The sequence below is a fragment of the Sphingomonas sp. NCPPB 2930 genome, from assembly GCF_042867205.1.
In the GTDB taxonomy this organism is placed as follows: Bacteria; Pseudomonadota; Alphaproteobacteria; order Sphingomonadales; family Sphingomonadaceae; genus Sphingomonas.
The window spans coordinates 313,867-333,637 of the sequence record NZ_JBHZQU010000002.1; the positions used below are offsets into that span (position 1 = coordinate 313,867).

At 67.4% G+C, this 19,771-nt stretch carries 12 protein-coding genes; 4 read left to right on the forward strand and 8 right to left on the reverse strand.

The annotated features are described in order from the left end of the window. Positions 1-135 precede the first annotated feature (135 nt). Together ACFX59_RS04745 and ACFX59_RS04750 are read right to left on the reverse strand one after the other, a co-directional pair. On the reverse strand, positions 136-1,347 hold the full coding sequence (locus ACFX59_RS04745) for an ABC transporter substrate-binding protein (protein ID WP_307104164.1): 1,212 nt from the start codon (positions 1,345-1,347) through the stop codon (positions 136-138). After that, positions 1,344-1,925 (reverse strand): ANTAR domain-containing response regulator, encoded by a 582-nt coding sequence (locus ACFX59_RS04750; RefSeq protein ID WP_307104166.1) that lies wholly within the window; start codon positions 1,923-1,925, stop codon positions 1,344-1,346. Before ACFX59_RS04750 ends, ACFX59_RS04745 begins: the two co-directional genes overlap by 4 nt. Before the next feature lie 161 nt (positions 1,926-2,086). Here ACFX59_RS04750 and ACFX59_RS04755 point away from each other — a divergent pair, with 161 nt between their 5' ends. The 3 genes from ACFX59_RS04755 to ACFX59_RS04765 all read left to right on the forward strand — a co-directional run bounded on the left by ACFX59_RS04755 (position 2,087) and on the right by ACFX59_RS04765 (position 7,354). Beyond that, positions 2,087-3,136 (forward strand): arabinan endo-1,5-alpha-L-arabinosidase, encoded by a 1,050-nt coding sequence (locus ACFX59_RS04755; protein ID WP_387430106.1) that lies wholly within the window; start codon positions 2,087-2,089, stop codon positions 3,134-3,136. Continuing rightward, entirely contained in the window at positions 3,133-4,173 is a 1,041-nt protein-coding gene (locus ACFX59_RS04760) for a family 43 glycosylhydrolase (protein WP_387430108.1), read from the forward strand. The genes ACFX59_RS04755 and ACFX59_RS04760 overlap by 4 nt, the downstream gene beginning before the upstream one ends. A gap of 271 nt (positions 4,174-4,444) precedes the next feature. Beyond that, positions 4,445-7,354, forward strand: a complete 2,910-nt coding sequence (locus ACFX59_RS04765; protein WP_387430110.1) for a TonB-dependent receptor — start codon at positions 4,445-4,447, stop codon at positions 7,352-7,354. 80 nt (positions 7,355-7,434) lie between these two features. On the opposite strand, the gene ACFX59_RS04770 is transcribed toward ACFX59_RS04765, so the two are convergent. From ACFX59_RS04770 to ACFX59_RS04790, 5 genes are read right to left on the reverse strand one after another with little or no spacing between them, the layout of a single operon-like run. After that, complete coding sequence (locus ACFX59_RS04770; RefSeq protein WP_387430112.1) at positions 7,435-8,877, reverse strand: GH1 family beta-glucosidase; 1,443 nt, start codon at positions 8,875-8,877, stop codon at positions 7,435-7,437. Positions 8,878-8,933: 56 nt separating this feature from the next. Beyond that, positions 8,934-10,739 (reverse strand): glycoside hydrolase family 9 protein, encoded by a 1,806-nt coding sequence (locus ACFX59_RS04775; RefSeq protein ID WP_387430114.1) that lies wholly within the window; start codon positions 10,737-10,739, stop codon positions 8,934-8,936. Continuing rightward, positions 10,736-12,367 carry a tryptophan halogenase family protein gene (locus ACFX59_RS04780; protein ID WP_387430116.1) on the reverse strand — a complete coding sequence of 544 codons (1,632 nt, stop codon included), beginning with the start codon at positions 12,365-12,367 and terminating at the stop codon, positions 10,736-10,738. Before ACFX59_RS04780 ends, ACFX59_RS04775 begins: the two co-directional genes overlap by 4 nt. Continuing rightward, entirely contained in the window at positions 12,364-13,836 is a 1,473-nt protein-coding gene (locus ACFX59_RS04785) for a tryptophan 7-halogenase (RefSeq protein ID WP_387430118.1), read from the reverse strand. Before ACFX59_RS04785 ends, ACFX59_RS04780 begins: the two co-directional genes overlap by 4 nt. Then, positions 13,833-15,344 (reverse strand): tryptophan halogenase family protein, encoded by a 1,512-nt coding sequence (locus tag ACFX59_RS04790; RefSeq protein ID WP_387430120.1) that lies wholly within the window; start codon positions 15,342-15,344, stop codon positions 13,833-13,835. The genes ACFX59_RS04785 and ACFX59_RS04790 overlap by 4 nt, the downstream gene beginning before the upstream one ends. Positions 15,345-15,598: 254 nt before the next feature. Between ACFX59_RS04790 and ACFX59_RS04795 the strand changes: the two genes are divergently transcribed. After that, on the forward strand, positions 15,599-19,057 hold the full coding sequence (locus tag ACFX59_RS04795) for a TonB-dependent receptor (RefSeq protein WP_307104187.1): 3,459 nt from the start codon (positions 15,599-15,601) through the stop codon (positions 19,055-19,057). A gap of 125 nt (positions 19,058-19,182) precedes the next feature. Here the strand turns inward: ACFX59_RS04795 and ACFX59_RS04800 are convergent, their stop codons facing one another. After that, positions 19,183-19,758, reverse strand: coding sequence for a hypothetical protein (locus tag ACFX59_RS04800; RefSeq protein WP_307104189.1), 576 nt, complete (start codon positions 19,756-19,758; stop codon positions 19,183-19,185). Between the last annotated feature and the right edge of the window lie 13 nt (positions 19,759-19,771).

The window sequence follows — 19,771 nt, forward strand, 5'->3', positions numbered from 1 at the left end:
GTTGGAGCGGCATTCGCTGCTATCTCGTGCCCGACGCCATTGCCGGGCGAATGGAAAATTGCCTGATTCGCGGTCCCGGCGCAAGTCCCTTTCGCAATCGCAGCAATCGATCCTCCCTCGCGCCGGGAAGGGGCGTCAGGGCAATCCCGCCAGATACCCCGGAATGTCATCCGGATCGAAGGCACGGCCATCGAAGAAGCGGTCGCTGCCCAGCACCAGCCGTCCCTGCGTCGAGCCCGCACCGATCGGCTCGACCAGCGCGCCCTCCAGCTTGGAGCTGGCGCCCGGCAGCGGCGCGCCCGATCCGGCCAGCGCGGCGCGGTAGAGATCGGGGCGGAACACGCCCTGCGCGGTCGCGGCATCCTGCGCGGAGAAGGGCAGCCCCTCCCACCGCACCATCTGGGCATAGAGCCAGGCCGCCTGGCTGCGCCACGGAAAGTTCGCCGCCTCGCGATACTGGAACATGAAGTCGGGATAATGGACCGGCTCGCCGCCGGGCACGACGCGGATGCGGTCGGTGATCGCCCGAAGGACCGCATCGACCGGCGCGTCCAGATATTCGCGGCGCGACAGGATCGTCGCGCTCTGTTCGACGGTCTCGGGATCGACGAAATGCGCGGCCGCCGCGTGGAGCGCGCGGATCAGCCGGAGAACGCCGTCGCGGCGCTCCTCCGCCCGGTCGCCGCGCAGCGCCAGCACCTTCTCCACCCCGCGTCGCCAGATCTGCGCGGTGGCCAGGGCGATCCGGCCCACGCCGCGATCGACCGCGATCGAGTTCCACGGCTCGCCGACGCAGATGCCGTCCACCTCTCCGGCCGCCAGCGCGTCGGCGGCGAAGGGCGGGCTGGTGACCAGGATCTCGACATCGGCGTCGGGCCGGATGCCGACCCCCGCCAGCCAGTAGCGCAGCATGTAATTATGGCTGGAATAGCGATGCACCACGCCGAAGCGAAGCGGCCTGCCTGCATCCCGGCGCTGTTCGGCCACACCCTTCAGCGCCGCGCCGATCGCCACCGGATCGCCCAGCGTCTCGCCCAGGCCCACCGCCTCGCCCAGCGCGGTCGAAAAGGTGATCGCATTGCCGTTCAGGCCCAGCGCGAAGGGCACCGCCATCGGCACCGCCGGACGGTCGCGCCCCAAGGCGGTGGAGATGGCGAGCGGCGCGACCAGATGCGCGGCGTCGGTATGGCCATAGAGCAGCCGGTCGCGCACCGCTGCCCAGGTCACGTCGCGGACCAGTTCGATCTCGACCGCCTCGGCCTCGGCAAAGCCCAGTTCGCGCGCCAGTATGGGCAGGGCGGCATCGACCAGCGGCAGAAAGCCGATACGGAACGTCTCGGCGGTCATGGCAGGTCTCCCATCAACTGCTCGCTGGTCACGATCGCCTCGGCCACGTCGGCGATGCGGCGGTTGGTGGTCATGGCATGGCTGCGCAGCAAGGCATAGGCGGCGGGTTCGTCCAGCCCGCGCCGCCGCATCAGGATCGCCTTGGCCCGGTCGATCACCTGCCGGTCGGCCAGCGCGGTCCGCGCCTCGGCCAATTCGGTCTGGAGCCGGGAAAAGGCCTGGAAGCGGCGGACGGCCAGGTCGAGGATCGGCTTGATCCGTTGCTTGGCCAGGCCGTCGACGACATAGGCGGACACGCCCGCATCGACCGCCGCCATCGTCGCCTCGGGCTCCGACTGGTCGACGAACATCGCGATCGGGCGGTCGAGCGCGCGCGACATGGCGAAGAAATCCTCCAGCACGTCGCGGCTGGGATTTTCCAGGTTGATCAGGACCACCTCGGGCGCGGCGCGTTCGACCTGCGCGGCCAGCGGCCCGCCGGGGTCGATCACCACCAGATCGGTCAGCCCCGCCTCGCGCAGCCCGTCCGAGATGATCGCCGCGCGCGTGCTGCTGGTATCGATAATCGCGATCCGCATGGCGGCTTAGTGCCGCGTCGCCGGGCGTGCGACAAGAGGGGCCGGACGCGATCCTGCGGCTACGGGCGAAAGCCGCTTGCCATCGCATATGTCGGACTATATCGCTGTCATCAATAGCCGGACAAAATCACGGCTTTATCATGGGGAGGACGCCAAGCATCATGCGCCAGCCGCGCCGATTCCGGAGCCTGTGCGCCTTGCGTCCTGCGCTGCTGGGCATGGTCCTGCTTTCGATGCCCATCGATCCCGTCGCCGCACAGGACATGGCCCTGTCGGGCGATGTGGTGCCCGCCCATGATCCGGTCCTGATCCGCGAAGGCTTGGATTATTATAGCTATTCGACCGGGCAGCGGGGCCGGGTGCCGCTGGTCGCGCGGCGGTCGCGCGATTTGCGGCACTGGACCGCCTTGCCGTCGCCTTTAACTGCCATCCCCGACTGGGCGCTGGCGGCGGTGCCCGGCGCGCGCGAGATGTGGGCGCCCGACATTGCGCGGGCCGGGGGGCGCTATCGGCTTTATTACTCGGTGTCGCGTTTCGGCCGGCAGCAATCGGTGATCGGGCTGGCGACCTCTGCCACGCTCGATCCGGCGAGCCCGGCCTATGGCTGGCGCGACGAGGGGCTGGTCGTCGCGTCGAAGGCGGGCGACGCCTATAACGCGATCGATCCCGCCTTCGCCCGCGACCGGCAGGGGGGCGAGTGGATGGCCTTTGGCAGCTTCTGGGGCGGCATCCAGCTGATCCGGCTCGACCCGCGCACCGACAAGACCATGCCCGGCGCGGTCCCGAAACCCATCGCACGACGCGGGCCGGGCGAAGGGGCGGGCGGCGCGAATGCGATCGAGGCGCCGTTCATCGTCGATCATGGCGGCTGGTACTGGCTGATCGTCTCGTTCGACCTATGCTGTCGCGGCGTGAAGAGCAGCTATCATCTGGCGGTCGGGCGGTCGCGTGCGATCGAGGGGCCCTATGTCGACCGTGCGGGACGCGCGATGCTGGATGGCGGCGGGACGGTGCTGTTGCAGGCGGATGCGGCGGGGCGCGACCGGTTTCGCGGGCCGGGCCATGCCGGTGTCCTGCACGATCGCGGCGGCCGCGACTATCTGATCCATCATGCCTATGACGCGGCGGCGGGGGGAGCTCCCACGCTGCGCATCGCCCGGTTGCGCTGGGACGCGGCGGGCTGGCCCTTCATCGGAAAGGAAAACCCATGACCCAGATCGAGATGACCCGGCGCGCTCTAGTCGCGGGGGGCGCCGCGCTGGCCGCCGCGCCGCTTCTGGCGCGGGCGGGAGCCGGCGGGGGCGAGAGAGTGCGCAATCCGCTGATCCGCCAGCGCGCCGATGCGCAGATCGCGCTTCAGGACGATGGGCTCTACACCTTCATGGCCTCGGTCCCCGAATATGACCGGGTGGTGCTGCGCCGGGCAAAGACCATCGCCGGGCTGGCGACCGCGCCCGAAACGGTGCTCTGGCGGCGGCCCGCATCGGGCAAGATGGCCGGGCATATCTGGGCGCCCGAAATCCATCGGATCGATGGCCGCTGGTATGTCTATGTCGCGGCGGGCGATGGCGGCGACGTGTTCCATATCCGCACCTATGTCCTGCAATGCGACGGTGCGGACCCGGTGACCGGCCGCTGGTCGGTGCTCGGCCAGTTGGAGACGCCGTGGGATACGTTCACGCTCGACTCGACCAGCTTCGTCCATCGCGGCACCCGCTATCTGGCCTGGGCGCAGAAGGAGCCTGGGATCGACACCAACTCCAACCTGTATCTGGCGCCAATGGCGACGCCGACCACGCTGGCGGCGCGGCCGACCCGGCTGACCGTGCCGACGCTGCCCTGGGAGATACAGGGGTTCAAGGTGGCCGAGGGGCCCGCGCCGCTGATCCGCAACGGCCGTGTCTTCATGACCTATTCGGCCAGCGCCACCGATGCGCGCTATTGCATGGGCATGCTGACCGCGCGCGACGATGCCGACCTGATGGACCCCGCCGCCTGGACCAAGTCGCCCGAGCCGGTGTTCCGCACCGACGCCGCGCGCCACATCTACGGCCCCGGCCACAACAGCTTCACCGTCGACCGGGCGGGGGCCGATGTGCTCGTCTATCACGCGCGCGATTATGAGAAGATCAGCGGCGATCCCCTCTACGATCCCAATCGCGACACGCGCGTCCAGCGTTTCGGCTATCGCGCCGATGGGACGCCCGATTTCGGGCGGCCGCTTGCCAATGGTCCGACCTTGGTATGATTCGGGTCATTAAGACCGACAAGTCAGGCCAGCGACCGCCTCTCCGGGTTTCGCTCGGGCGGACGCGAACTTGTGGCGACGGATCAATCGCGTGAGCGATTGTTCGCGCTAACATGCCGTTACCCTCCTTGTGGCCTGGTGTTGCGGAAAATCAACGGACCACATCGTCTTTCATAATTCGTTCATCAACGGCTTGACGATCGCTAAGGATAGTCAGACAAATGCTCCCGAAGGCGACACCGAAAACTCGGGTCCGATGAGGGGAGAGGTTATGAAGCATCACATTCTGCTGCTGTCGGTCGCACCGATCGCGCTGCTGGCGGCGCCCGCCCAGGCGCAGACCGCCGCACCTGCGACCAAGGCCCAGGCGACCGATCCCAACGCCCCGGTCGAGGCGCAGACCGCCGTCGGGATCGAGCAGGATCTTTCCGAAGTCCCCAATCGCAGCCCGGTCCAAGCCTCGACCACCGGCCTGGAGGACGACCAGGCCGATCCCCGCGACATCGTCGTCACCGGCTACCGCGCCAGCCTGGGCAGCGCGCAGGCGATCAAGCGCAACTCGGATGCGATCCTCGACGCCATCGTGGCGCAGGACATCGGCAAGTTGCCCGACAATACGGCGGCCGAATCGCTGGCGCGCGTGACCGGCATCCAGGTCAGCCGGTACAGCGACGAAGTGACCCAGGTGCTGGTCCGCGGTCTGCCCGACGTGGCGACGACCTTCAACGGCCGCGACATCTTCACCGCCGAGAATCGCCGTGCCGCGCTCCAGGATTTCCCGTCGGGGGCTCTGGCGGGTCTGGAAGTCTACAAGTCGGGCACGGCCGATCTGCTCGAGCCGGGACTGGCGGGCCTTATCAATGTGCGGTCGCGTCGCCCCTTCGACTTCGAAAAGGGTCTGACCATCGCGGGCGGCGTGCGCGGAACCTATAACGACCAGAGCAAGAAGTTCGACCCGCTGGGCAATCTGCAGATCAGCCAGCGTGCGGACACCGCGATCGGCGAGATCGGCTGGCTCATCAACGCCGCCTATACTCAGGCGCAGTATCGCAACGCGGTGCGCTGGGCCGATGGCTTCGTCACCAAGCCCAGTGACGGTACGACGGTCAGCCCCAGCTCGGTCGGGCGCGCCTGGTCGATCCCGGCGGCGGTCGGCGTCTATAATGACGGCGGCAAGCGCTGGCGTCCGGCGATGAATGCCAGCGTCCAGTGGCGTCCGGCGCACAATCTGGAACTCTATTACGACTTCCTCTACCAGAGCTATCGCGGCGAGATCGGCAATGACTGGTTGCGCGTGCCGCTCGTCGACGGCAATCCGACGCTGAGCAATGTCGTCCTGCGGGAAGGCCAGCCGCTTCAGGTCGACAGCCTGACCAAGACCGGCGGCGTCCGGCCCGAAGCCTATCGCAGCACCGCCAAGGCCTATACCGACACCTATCAGGTGGCGGGCGGCGCCAAATGGGATATCGGCGACGCGCATCTGTCGACCGACCTGGCCTATACCACGTCGCAATATGGCAGCGACGAATGGAGCTTCGACAGCGCCTTTTCACGCGCGCCGACCGCGGACGTGCGCTTCTTCGTCGAAAATGGTTCGTCCTTCAGCCTGCCCGGTTTCGATCCGGCCGATCCCAAAAACTATATCTGGCGCGGCTATTTCGAGAGCACCTATCGCGTGCAGGGCAAGGGGTGGCAGTGGCGCGCCGATCTCGATTACCAGACGAACCTGTCGCTGATCCCGAAATTGCAGTTGGGCGTGCGGTGGACGGACCGCGACGCCTCGCTGCGCCGGGGCAACCGCTATGCCTATACGGAATGGCTGGCCATCCCGCTGAACCAGACGCCGACCGGGGATCTGGCGCTGACCCAGAACGCCTTCCGGGGCAATCAGGGCTTTACCAGCTGGCTGATGCCGACGCGGGACGGGATCGCGGGCAATGCCCCGGCGCTGCGCCAATATGCCTTCGAGGCGTTGCAGCGGATCGTCGCGGGCAATCCGACCGATCAGGGCTATCGCGACGCGCTCAACCGCTTTGCCTCGCCCGAGGTGCAGCTCGATCCGCTGGCCACCTTCCTGGCGCGCGAGAAGACCTATGCCTTTTACGGCCAGGCGAAATATGAGTTCGATATCGGATCGGTCCGCTTCGACGGTCTGGTCGGCACGCGCGTGGTCAACACGGTCGGGCGGTATAGCGGTGTGTCCAGCGTGACCTTCAACGGCGTCACCCGTGCCGAGCCGCGCAACACCAAGGCCAATTATGTCGACATCCTGCCGAACATCAGTCTGCGCATTCGCCCGACGGAAAAGTTGCAGGTGCGTTTCGGCTGGACGATCACCCGCACCAAGCCCGAATTCAGCCAGCTGAATCCGGCCATCTATATCAGCCAGAACACCGCGACCCCGGTGCCCAACCCCGTGCCCGATACCCGCTTCGCACCGGGGCTTCAGGGGCGGCCCGATGCGTATGGCGACGGCGGCAATCCGGGGCTTCAGCCGCTGACCTCGAAGAATTACGATGCGACGGTCGAATATTATTTCTCGCCCACCGCCTCGATCACCGCGGCCGTTTTCTACCGCGACCTGAAGGGCTTCATCAGCAACTATACGAACCGCACGATCGACCCTGTCTATGGCCTGCTGGAGATCAGGCGGCCCGAAAATGCGGGGAAGGGACGTATCAAGGGCTTCGAACTGGGGGGGCAGACCTTCTTCGACTTCCTGCCGGGGCTGTGGAGCGGCTTTGGCGTGCAAGCCAACACCACCTATCTGCAAGGCGAGCAGCAATATCCGGCCAATGTGTTCGCCAATGTCGGCGGCACGACGACCCCGCCATTCGTCTCGATCCCCGGCCTGTCGCGTTGGACCTACAATGTCGCGCTCTTCTATGAAAAGGGTGACGTCTCGACCCGCCTGTCGTGGAACAATCGCGATGCGTATCTGAACAGCAACTTCGTCAATGCGCAGGGCATCTATAATGGCGAAGGGACGGTTCGCATCCAGCGCCTCGACTTCTCGTTCAACTACAACATCACCAAGGAAGTGACGATCGCGGTCGACGCGGCCAATCTTCTGGCGCAGCCGTTCAACAATTACGCGCAATATGGCGACGGCCTGGTCTATCCGCGCGATATTCGCGACGAAGGCCGCTATTATGGCGTAGGCGTCCGCTTCCGCTTCTGACGGCCGACCCGCCTGGCCGACAGGCATGGAAAACCCCGCCGATCGGCCGATCGGCGGGGTTTTTTGTCATGTAGGAAGGATCAGACCAGCGCGTTGCGGCGGATCAGTTCCTTGTACCAGCGCGCGGACAGCTTGGGGGTGCGCTTCTGGGTGGCGAAGTCGACATAATGGACGCCGAACCGCTTGCCATAGCCGTCGGCCCATTCAAAATTGTCCATCAGGCTCCAGAGGAAATAGCCCTTGAGCGGGAATCCCTCGGCCGCCGCGCGGCGGAACTGGCCCAGATAGTTGCGCAGATACATGATCCGGTCGCCGTCATCGACCGTCCCCGCCGGGTTGAGCGTATCGTCGGCCGAGGTGCCGTTTTCGGAGATGTAGATCGCCTTGGGCTTCCACAGCTCGCTGGCCGCGCGGACGCCCCAATAGGCGGCCTCGGGGCCGACATAGAGCCAGGGCGAGGCCATGCGCGGCGACTGCGGCAGATGGGGCAGGGGGACATAGCCGCGCGGATCGCTCGCATCGGCCTTCACGAAGGTCGGCGTGTAGATGTTGAGCGCGACGAAATCGAGCGGGCTGCCGATCGCGGCCATGTCGCCCGCCTGTACCTTGGGCGCATCCGCCCCGGCCGAGGCGAGATAGCTGTCGATATAGCGGCCTTCCATGACGGCGGTCAGGAACATCGCATTCTCGTCGCGCATCGCCTTCTTGGTCGCCTCGATATGCTCGGGCGTCTCGATGACGGGGACGAAGATGCTGGCATTGTCGGCGATGCCGACCTCGGTCCCCGCCTTGGCATGGGCGCGGATCGCCTGCACGCCCAGGCCGTGCGCCAGGACGCCGTGATGGCGGACCTGGTTCACCTGTGCGGGGGGCAGCTTCAGGCCCGGCGCGTGGATTCCGACCATATGGCCCAGATCGGTGAAGCAGCGCAGCTCGTTGACCGTCATGAAGCGGTGGACGCGGTCGGACAGCTTGCCCGCCATGAAGCCCGCATAGTCCGCGAACGCCTTGGCCGTGTCGCGATTCTGCCAGCCGCCGGGCAGCGCCTGGGGCAGGTCCCAGTGGAACATGGTGACATTGGGCTGGATCCCCGCCGCCAGCAGCGCGTCGATGACGCGGTTATAGTAATCGAGGCCCTTCTGGTTGACCTTGCCGCGCCCCTCGGGGAAGATGCGCGACCAGGCGATCGACATGCGATAGGCCTTCACGCCCAGGTCGCTGAGCAGCGCGATATCGTCCTTGTAGCGGTGATAGCTGTCGCAGGCGATGTCGCCGGTATCGCCATTGGCGACCTTGCCCGGCGTGTGCGAGAACACGTCCCAGTTGGTCAGCCCGCGCCCATCCTCCTTGACCGCGCCTTCGATCTGATAGGCGGCGGTGGCGCAGCCCCAGAGGAAGTCCTTGGGAAAACTCAGGTCGGCGGTCTGCGCGGCGGCGCGTGCGGCGGCCAGCGTGCCGCCGCCGGTGGCGAGCGCGGCACCGCCCATCGCCATGCCGGTCTTCATGAAATCACGACGATCCATCGAATGTCCTTTTGTCCTGAAATCGAATTATGCAGAAACTTGGTGAACTCGGGCTGTCAGCGTGCCGGGGCGGGCGGCCGGGTCAGGTCGCTGGCCAGCCAGACCAGCGGCGCGTTCCAGTTGATCGCAACCTCGTTATGCGCATAGGCGCGCGCATCGTCGATCCAGCAGCGCTGGCCCACGCAATGCCCCTTCATCGGCGCGGAGGCGGGTTCGGGAAAGACGGTGCTGTTGGCCCCGCCGCTCAGCACGCCGGGCGGCGGTCCGGGCATGCGGGCATCCATCTGATGCGCCCAGAAACGGTGATGTGGGTTCTTCATGGGCTTCCACCCGAAGCCGCTGACATAGCTCTGGTCGAGCGGATTGCGGCCCAGCACATAATCCATCGTATCGACCGCCGCGTCGCGGTAGCGGGCCTGCCCGGTGAAGCGCGCGGCCAGCGCCAGGATCATGCCCCGGCCCAGAATGCCGCTGTTCGACCCCCAGTGATAGGCGGTGTCGGCAAAGGGGATGTGATAGCCCGACCGCGCTTCCTCGGCCAGGAAACGGTCGGCCAGGGCCACCAGCTTGGCGCGCGCGGCGGCGCGTTCGGCGGGCGCCACTCCGGTCGCGGTCGCCAGCGTGATGGTGCCCAGCGCGGCGGTGCTGCCCCAGCTCGGCTCGGCGGTCAGCGGCTCGGCATGGAGCGGCATCGCGTGCAGGGCCTCGGCCAGTTCGGGCATCCCGGTCGCGGCATAGAGTTCGGCGGTCGCCCAATAGAGTTCGTCGGACAGTTCGCCATCGCCGTAACCGCCGCTGCCGTTGAAGTCCTGCGCGGCATAGATGTCGGGATTGCGCCGCGCCGCGCGATACGCCTTGCCCGCCGCGACCAGGCAGCGTCTGGCGAAGGCGTCGTCGATCCCGCGCCAGATGCGCGCGCATTGCGCCGCCGTCGCGGCGAGGTTCAGCGTCGCGGCGGTGCTGGGCGGATAGAGCAGCCGCTCCTCATGATCGTCGGCGGGCGCGGTGGGCAGCGCCGTCCAGTTGCGGTCGGCGATCTTGTGATGCGCCATCCCGCCCGCATCGACCGGCGTCAGCTGCTTGACGCGCCCGGCCTGCCGCCCGACCGGCAGCGCCAGCGTCTGGCCGTCGGGCACCTGCATCGCCAGCAGGAAGCGCATTTCCCATGCCGTCTCGTCCAGCAGGTCGTTGATCCGGTTCCCGGCCTCGGGCAGCGCGGCGGCGCCATCGGGGAAGGGCGGCGACGCGGCATCGACCTCATAGAGATTTTGCAGCATCCACAGCGCGATGCCGCCATTGACGACATATTTGCCCTGGTCGCCCGCATCATACCATCCGCCGGTGACGTCCAGCCTATAGGGGCAGCCCGGCCAGACCGTGCCCGCCAGATCCGCCCCCTTGAAGCAGGTGACGACCTCCTTCGTATGACCGGCGGCCCGCGCCCATTGCGGCCCGCCGGCGAAATGCGCCTCGATCGGCACGCCTGCGCGCTGCTGGTAGAAGAAGTTCAGTGCGGCACGCGCCAGCGGGGCATAGACGCCTGCGTCGATGGTGAAGACGGGGCTGGTCCGCCCGTCCACCTGAAGCCGGTAGCGGCCCGGCGCGGCGAAGCGGCCGAAATCGATCTGGTGGACCCTGTCGCCCGAGGCGGCATCGGGGCCGAAGGGCGTGGTCCGCCCCTCCGCCACCGTCGCGCCGCTTTCGTTCAACAGCCGCCAGGGCAAGGGCTGCATGCCGTCATGCGCCAGGATGGCGCGCTTGGCGGTGTCGGGGCGAAAGCCGATCTGGTTGAGATGGGGCCCCGGCGCGTCGGTCGCACCGATCGCGGCCAGCGCCAGCAGGGGAAGAACGAACCGCTTCACAAGATCACTCCCTGCGCCCGCCCGGCATCGGGGGCGGTGCGCGCAAAATCATAGCCGGTGTCGTCGGCCTTCGACGCCCCCGTCATGCCCGTCATCGCGGGGGCGAGCGGCGAGGGCGCGACGGCGCGCAGGAAATCGCCATGGCTGGGCAGCCGCGCCCCCGTCTCGGCATAGCCCTGGTGCATCTGCGCCAGCGCCTGCGCCACCAGATTTTCATCGAGCGCATCGGCGGCGGGCTCCCACCCCTGCGGAACCAGCCCCTGGCCCAGGCAGACCGCGACCCAGCTGGGATTGCCGAACAGGTCATAGCCTTCGCGGAACAACCGCCCCTTGCCCGACCATAGCGCCATCTTGCGCGCCAGGCTGTCGGGCACGTCCATGGTGCGCACCCGGTCCCAGAAGGGCGTGTCGCTGCGCCGCGTCGCCTTGTAGTGGAGAATGATAAAGTCGCGCACATCCTCGTACAGGTCGTGCATCTGGCGGTTGAACTCGTCCCGCTCGGCAGGGTCGAAGCGGGCGTCGGGGAACAGCGCGATCAGCCGCTGGATCGCGGCCTGCACCAGATGGATGCTGGTCGATTCCAGCGGTTCCAGAAAGCCGCTCGACAGGCCCAGCGCCACGACGTTGCGGTTCCAGCTTTGCCGACGCCGCCCGGCGGTGAAGCGCAGCTGGCGCGGATCGCCCAGCAACGCGCCCTCCAGGCTGCCGAGCAGCTGCGCGCGCGCGGCATCGTCGTCCAGATACTCGCTGCAATAGACCAGGCCATTGCCCATCCGGTGCTGGAGCGGGATGCGCCATTGCCAGCCCGCCTGCCGCGCGGTCGCGCGGGTGAAGGGATCGGGTTCGCGCGGGTCGGGCAGCGCGCACGGGGCGGCGATGGCGCGGTCGCAGGGCAGCCACCGGGCATAGCTTTCATAGCCGGTGCCCAGCGCCTCCTCGATCAGCAGGCCGCGAAAGCCCGAGCAGTCGATGAACAGGTCGCCCTCGATTCGGCGGCCATCGGCCAGCGTCACCGCCTCGACATAGCCGTCCTCGGGGCGCAGCCCGACCGCCTCGATCCGCCCCTCGATCCGCGTCACCCCGCCACGTTCGGCATAGCCGCGCAGATAGCGGGCATAGAGCGAGGCGTCGAAGTGGAAGGCGTAGAACAGCTCGCGGATCGGCGAGCGCGCATCGGGTTTGGCGCGCCCGAACTTGCCCCCACGCGCCGCGACCGCGCTCATCGCCCAGTCGGCGATGTCGGGCAGCGCGGGCGTGCGGCTCTTCTCGCGCAGCCAGAGCTGGTGGAAATGGACGCCCTGCAAATCCTGGCCATAGCGTCCGAAGGGGTGGAAATAGCGCTCGCCGCGCTCGCCCCAGTCGACGAACTCGATCCCCAGCTTGAACGTGCCGCCGGTCGCGGCGAGAAACTCATTCTCGTCCAGCCCCAGCATCTGGTTGAAGGTGATGATCGGCGGGATCGTCGCCTCGCCGACGCCGACCGTGCCGATCTCCTCGGACTCGATCAGCGTGACCTGGGTATAGCCGTTGTTGAGCAGCCGCGCGAAGGCGGCGGCGGCCATCCATCCGGCGGTGCCGCCGCCGACGATGACGACCCGGCGGATGCTGTGGTCATGGGATGTCGTCATCGGGCAAGGCGTCTCATCTGGGCGGCCCGCCATTCGGCATGGGCAGGAAGGCGGGGCAGGGCGGCGGCGATGGCGTTGGTGAAGCGGTCCATCATGCCCCGCAACTCGGCGAAGGTCATGGTCTCGGCCAGCGGATCGACGCGGCGCGGCAGGACACCCTGACCCAGCAGGATCGCGGCCCAGCTGTCACGCGCGAACGTCTCTTCCTCATAGAAGGGCAGGCGGCCGCGCTCGGCGAATTGCCCCAGCGTATGCGCCAGGCTGGCGGGCGGCTCGGCCTGCGCCACCGCCTGCCACATCGGCTCGGGGCGGCGCGCGGTGCGGTAATGCGCGGCGAGGAAGTCGCGCACCCGCTCGGCCTCGGCCAGGGTCTGGCGGTTGAAATCCGCGCGCTCGACCGGGGCCATGTCCGCATCGGGCAGCATCGCGACCAGCCGGTCGATCGCGCTCAGCGCCAGATGGAGGTTGCACCATTCCAGCGGCTCGACCTGGGTGGCGGCATCGCCGATCGCGACGCAATTGCCGCGCCAGGGCTGGGGGCGGGTGCCGGGGCGGATCGTGACGGGCCGGTTCGGTGTCGCGCCGTCCGTCGCCAGCATCGCGGCGGCCCGCGCATCGGGCAGATGGGCGGAGGCATAGGCGATCCCGACCTGCTCGCCGCTCGACCAGCGCCATCCCGCCGCATGGGCGGTGACGGGGGTGAGCACCGGCGGCCCTTCGCCCCCCTGGCGGCTGCCGAGCAGCACCCGGTCACAGGGCAGCCAGGCACTCCAGTCCTGCCGCTCCGCGTCGATCGCGCCGCGCAGCTGCGCCGCCGGGCCGGTCGCATCGACATACAGGTCGGCCGCCAGCGTCTCGCCGCCGGTCAGCCGGATGCCGGAGAGGAAGCCGCGCGCGTCGCAGGCCGCCTCGGCGATCTCGCCGATCGTCTCGCGCACCCCGACATGCAGGGCGAAGGCGCGCATCATCGCGCGGTGCCGGTCCAGGTCGAGCGTCAGGCCATAATCGTGCGCGGCGAACAGCGTGTCGGGCGTCGGCGGTACGAAGCGCCCCGCGCGCGCGGCTTGGGCGGCGGGGGAAAAGCCGTCGAACGGGGTGGTGCTGCCCTCGCGTGCCGCCCGCACCCAGTGGAGGTGGAAGGCGGCCGGACCGATGGCATGGCCATAGGAGCCATAGGCATGGACGTAATCGGGCAACCCCTCGGCCCAGCCCGCAAAGCGCGTGCCCAGCCGATAGCCCGCCCCGGCACGCGTCACCCCGTCATCCTCGCCCAGCCCCAGATCGGCCTGGAAACCGGGAAGCGAGGGCAGGGTGCAGGCGATCCGGTCCGCCAGCGCATCGGGCGCGATCGCGGTGGCGAGCAGCGTGACGTCGAGGAACGGCGCGCGCCGCTTGAACGCGGCGGCGGCGCACCAGCCGGTCAGCCCGCCGCCCGCGACCAGGACCCGCGTGATGGCACGCGCCGTCATGCCGCCTCCACTATCGGGCAATAGCGTTGCAGGAAGGCGCGGTGATCGGGCCGCGCGCCGACATCGGCATCGATCTCCGCCCGCAGGTCCGCGACCGCGCGGGTCAGCGCGTCGGCCCTCGCGACATCGGCGCGCGGGTCCCAGCCTTCGGGCAGGATGCCCTGGCCCAGATAGACCGCGATCCAGCTGGCATCCAGGAACACGCCCTCTCGATATTTCACCACCCGCGCCCGCCTGCGCCACAATTCCATCTTCTCGGCCAGGCTGTCCGGGATGGGCATGGTGCGGACATAGTTCCAGAAGGGGGAATCGTCGCGGGTCGTGGCGTGATAATGCAGGATCAGGAAGTCGCGGATCCGGTCATATTCCAGGTCGATGATCCGGTTGAACTCGTCGCGGTCCGACGCGGCCATCCCGCGCTCGGGAAACAGTTCGATCAGCGCGGTGATCGCCTGCTGCACCAGATAGATGCTGGTCGATTCCAGCGGTTCCAGAAAGCCGCTGGCCAGCCCTATGGCCACGCAATTGCCGACCCAGCTGCGCCGCCGCCGCCCCGCCTTGAAGCGCAGGAGGCGCGGGCTGGCGAGCGGTTCGCCCTCCACCGCCTGCTCCAGCGCGCGCGCCGCCTCGTCGTCGCCGATGAAGTCGCTGGCATAGACATAGCCATTGCCGGTGCGGTGCTGGAGCGGGATGCGCCAGCGCCATCCGGCGGGCATCGCGATCGCGCTGGTATAGGGGGTGACGGCGGTCTCGGTCCGGCACGGCATCGCCACCGCGCGGTCGGTCGGCAGCCATTTCGACCAGTCCTCGAACGGCTCCTCCAGCGTCTGCCCCAGCAGGAGCGAGCGGAAGCCCGAACAGTCGATGAAGAGGTCGCCCTCCACCCGCTCGCCATCCGCCAGCGTGACCGCGCGGATCAGGCCGCTCTCGCCGTCGCGCTCGACATCGACGACCATCCCTTCGGTCCGCACCGCGCCGGCCTCCTCCGCCAGTTGCCGCAGATAGGGGGCAAAGAGCAGCGCATCGAACTGATAGGCATAGCCGAAGGTCGAAGAAAGGTCCTCGCGATCCCGCCCCGGATGGTCGAACCGCCCCGCGCGCGCCAGGGCACAGGCATAGGACAGCCGGTCGAGCGGGGGCGGCGCGTGCCCCTCCCGCGCCAGCCGCGTCCAGTAATGGTGGAAGTCGATCGGGCCCGAACCGCGTCCGAAGGTGCCGAAGGGATGGATATAGCTGTCCCCGATCCGGCCCCAGTCGCGAAACTCGATCCCCAGTTTGAACGTCGCGCGGGTGCGCGCCATGAAATCGGCCTCGGCGATGCCCAGTCGTTCGTTGAAGGCGCGGATATGGGGCAGGGTGGCCTCGCCGACGCCGACCACGCCGATCGCCTCGGATTCGATCAGCCGTACCGAACAGCGTCCTGAAACGAGACGCGTCAGCGCGGCGCCGGCCATCCACCCGGCGGTCCCGCCGCCCACGATGACGACCCGCAGCCGATCCGTTGTCACGCTACCATCCCCCCCTTTTGGCCTCGATTCCCGTGCCAATTTTCCAAGTCATGCCGCGCCTTGGCCCATGCCGCAATCCGTCGCGATGCGAAGCGTGGCAGGAATGTCGCACCTTGGCCCGGATCGGCCATTTTTAAGATCAGTATCTTGTTGTTTTGCGGCTGGTAGCGCAATCATGTTGCGGTGAATCGCGGTAACAGTCGCGATCGCGACCTAGTCTGCGACGTCAATAGTGGCGCGCACAAAAGGGGGGGATGACCGTTATGCGCAGCTTTGCGCCGCTCACGTCCAATACCAATCGTTTTTCGCGCCTTCTGTTCGGGGCGTCCGCCGGTGCGCTGTGCATCGCCTCGCTGAGCGCGCCCGCCTTCGCGCAGGCCGCCGATCCGCAGGCTGCGGCCGGAGCGGACCAGTCCACCTCCTCGCCGACCGGATCGGTCGCGGGCCAGGGTACGGCCGGATCGGCGACGCCGCCGACCAGCGCCGCTGTCGGTACCGCCGGATCGCAGCCCGCCGCGGGCGACGAGCTCGGCAGCGAAAAGGAAGTCGTCGTCACCGGCATCCGTCAGAGCCTGGCGAACGCCCAGTCGATCAAGCGCAATTCCGACACCGTGGTCGACGCGATCACCGCCAGCGACATCGGCGCGCTGCCCGACCGCTCCGTGACCGAGGCGTTGCAGCGCGTGCCCGGCGTGTCTATCAGCCGCTTCGCCGCCGCCAACGATCCCGATCACTTCTCGGTCGAGGGTTCGGGCGTCGCGGTGCGCGGCCTGACCTTCGTCCGGTCCGAGTTCAACGGCCGCGACACCTTCTCGGCGGGTATCGGCGGGCAGGCGATCAACTTCTCCGACGTGCCTGCCGAACTGCTGGGCTCGGTCGAGGTGTACAAGAACGCCACCGCCGATCTGATCGAGGGCGGCCTGGCTGGTACGGTCAATCTGAACACCCGCAAGCCGTTCGACAACAAGGGTTTCCATATCGGCTTCACCGCCGAGGGCAATTATGGCGACTTCAAGAAGAAATGGTCGCCGACGGGCTCGCTGCTGGTCAGCAACACCTGGGATACCGGCATCGGCCGCTTCGGCCTGCTCGGCAACATCTCCTACTCGCGCGTCCGCAGCCGGGCGGACAGCATCCGCATCACCAATATCCAGACCCGCGACAACACGCTGGCACTGGCGGCCAATTCGACCACCGCGCAGAATTGCCGCAACCCCTTGCCCGGCACGGTCGACCAGACGACGCTGCCGGTCGGCGGCACGACCGGGTTCGCCTGCGGCGCGGCCAGCACGCCGGGCGCGGACGGCTATCTCGACCCGGCGTCGCTGCGCTACGCACCGATCGGCGGCCAGTTCGCGACGCAGGAATTCGATCGCAAGCGTGACGGCATCGCGCTGGCGGGCCAGTGGCAGAGCAATGACGAGCGCACCGTCCTGACCGCGCAGTTCCTGCGGACCCACACGGTCAACAACACGTCGGAGCGGACCTTCGAGACCGCGCCCGACCTGGCCGAATACAACACCTATCCGGTGGGCTGTCTCCAGAACAACCTCGGTCCCAACAACGCGACGATCGCCCAGTGCCCGACCGGCACGACCAAGAACTATGTCTATGACGCCAACGGCCTGTTCCAGTCGGGGTACATCACCGCGCCCGGCAACGGGTATCGCGCCAGCTGCAGCGGTCAGGCGACCTGCTGGGTTCCCACCGGCGGTACGCAGCAGTCGCTGGCGCGCGGCATGACGCGGGACGAGAACACCGTCACCGACTTCGGCGTCAACCTGAAGACCCAGCTGGACGACCATTGGTCGGTCAATCTCGACGGCGACTATACCCGTGCGAAGAAGACCAACACCGATCTGCGCGTGTTCGGCTCGACCTTCGCCGACTCCGAACTCGACCTGTCGGGCAATCTGCCGGTCGTCATCCCGCACAAGCCGACGACGCTCCAGGCGAGCTGGGCGACGCCCAACCCGACCTTGAACCAGCAAAGCGATTCGCAATATTTCGCCAACCGCAACGTCCAGTTCTGGCGCGCGGCGATGGACCATCTCGAAGAGAGCGTGGGCCGCGAATATGCGTTCAAGGCCGATGTCGACTATAAGTTCGACGAGGGTAGCTTCTTCACCCGCGCCCGGTTCGGCGCCCGCTATGCCGACCGCGCGTCGGAAGTCCGCTACACCACCTATAACTGGGGCGCGCTGTCGGAAGTCTGGTCGGGCAGCAACCCGGTGTCCTTCGCGCAGCAGCCGGGCCAGACCGAGCTCTATACCTTCCCGAACTTCTTCCGTGGTGCGACCAACGGTTCGCCGTCCGCCTATTACTATACCGGCAACATGACGGACGATTACCAGCAGGCGGCGGCCTATTTCCAGTCGATCGGCAATTTGTGGAAGTCGGCCAATGGTTCGACCGCCACGACCTGGTCGCCGCTGGCGCAGCGGGCGGGCGTCGTGTCGGGCACGCCGTATCTGCCGTCGGAAATCCAGCTGGTGAACCAGCAGGACAAGAACGCCTTTGCCCAGTTGAACTTCGCGACGCCGGGCGATCTGTTTCCGGGCGTTCGGATGAGCGGTAATATCGGCGTCCGCTATGTCCTGACCGACGTGACCTCGGCGGGTTCGATCGGTGCGCCGACCCGGCAGCAGACGGGCACGACCGACGAGTTCGAGGTCCGGTGCGCGCCGCAGACCACGACGCAGAATGGCGTCAGCGTCACCGCCGTCCCGACGGGCATCTGCCAGCTTGGCAGGCCAGCCTATAACGCGATCCGGCAATTCTCGACCGGGGTCACGACGCCCGATACGGCGCGCAGCCAATATCATTACTGGCTGCCGAGCATGAACCTGAAGTTCGGGATCGGTCGCGACGTGGTGCTGCGTCTGGCGGCGTCGAAGGTGATGACGCGTCCGGACTTCGCCAATATCCGCAACTTCCTGCAACTCGGCTTTGATGCCAATGGCGGCCAGATCACGGCAACGGCGGGCAATCCCTATCTGAAGCCCGCCACCGCGTGGCAGTTCGACGCCACGGTCGAATGGTATTTCGCCCGCGTCGGCCAGCTGTCGTTGGACGTCTTCTACAAGTCGGTGAAGGACTTCTTCTACCAGTCGGTCACCACCCGCAACATCACCAGCAACGGCATCACCCAGTCGGTGCTGGTGCGCGGGCCCTCCAACTATGACGGCACGGGCAAGATCAAGGGCTTCGAGGCGGCGTATCAGCAGACCTTCGACTTCCTGCCGGGGCTGCTCGGCGGTCTGGGGGCGAGCGGCAGCTATACCTATATCGACAGTTCGGGCCTGCCCAACTCGTTCCTGAACGGCGGTGCTCCGGCCAACAATTCCAACATCAAGCCGGGCAATATTCCGCTGGAGGGGCTGTCGCGGCATACGGTCAACGCCGCGCTCTTCTATGAAAAGGGTCCGGTGTCGCTGCGGGCGGCGTATAACTGGCGTTCGAAATATCTGCTGACCCCGGCGGACGTGATCTTCCCCTATACCTCCATCTATCAGGATGCAGGCGGGCAGCTCGACGCGTCGGCGTTCATCAACCTGAACAAGTATCTGAAGATCGGCGTGCAGGGCGTGAACCTGGCCAATCAGGTCATCAAGACCGAGCAGGCCTATATCAGCGGTTCGACCGCCACGGCGCCGCGCTCGTACATCGTCAACGACCGCCGCTTCACCTTCGCGCTTCGCGGCACCTTCTGATCCGGAAGGTTCGGCCGGGGCCTTCGGGCTCCGGCCGGAGCGTGACGTCCGACCGCCCGTTTCCCGTGGGGAGGCGGGCGGTCCTTTTGGGATGGCGGGTGGATTCCCGCCCCCCGTTCAGCCCATCAGTTATGCGGCAATTTCGACCGATCGAAGCCCGGCCCCAGATCGAGCAGGAAGGCCGGTCCGACTTCGATCACCTGCTTGGCGCCCGCCAACTGGACCGAGATATTGGCCTTGCCCGCGGCATAGGCCTGGTTCGCGACGCCGGTGACATAATAGCGTTTCCAGGTCGATCCGACCCGAACCGGCTCGGTCGCGATTGGGGTGTAAGGCGGCTCCGATCCGCCCATGCCCACCGGGATCGTCACCGGCGCGGCGTCGGTCGCATCGGGCGCGCGCAGGAAGACCATGACCAGCATCGTGTCACCCGCCGCGATCGGCTTGACCGTCGGATAGGTGACGCCGCTGTCCCAGGGATTGGCCCCGGCGCGTGCGACCTTGATCTGGACCGCGGCCCCGCCGGGAACCTCGGCGGCGGCCACCTGCCTGGCGGTCTGGTTGGGGCCATAGGGATTCCACCCGATGCCTGGTGCGTTGACCGCCTTGTCGAAGATGCTGGGCTGTGCGGCGGCGCTAGGTGCGGCCTGTCCCGGCGCGGCGGGCAGCGTGGCCAATAGCATGGCAATAAGTCCGATCATGCTCCTTCTCCCC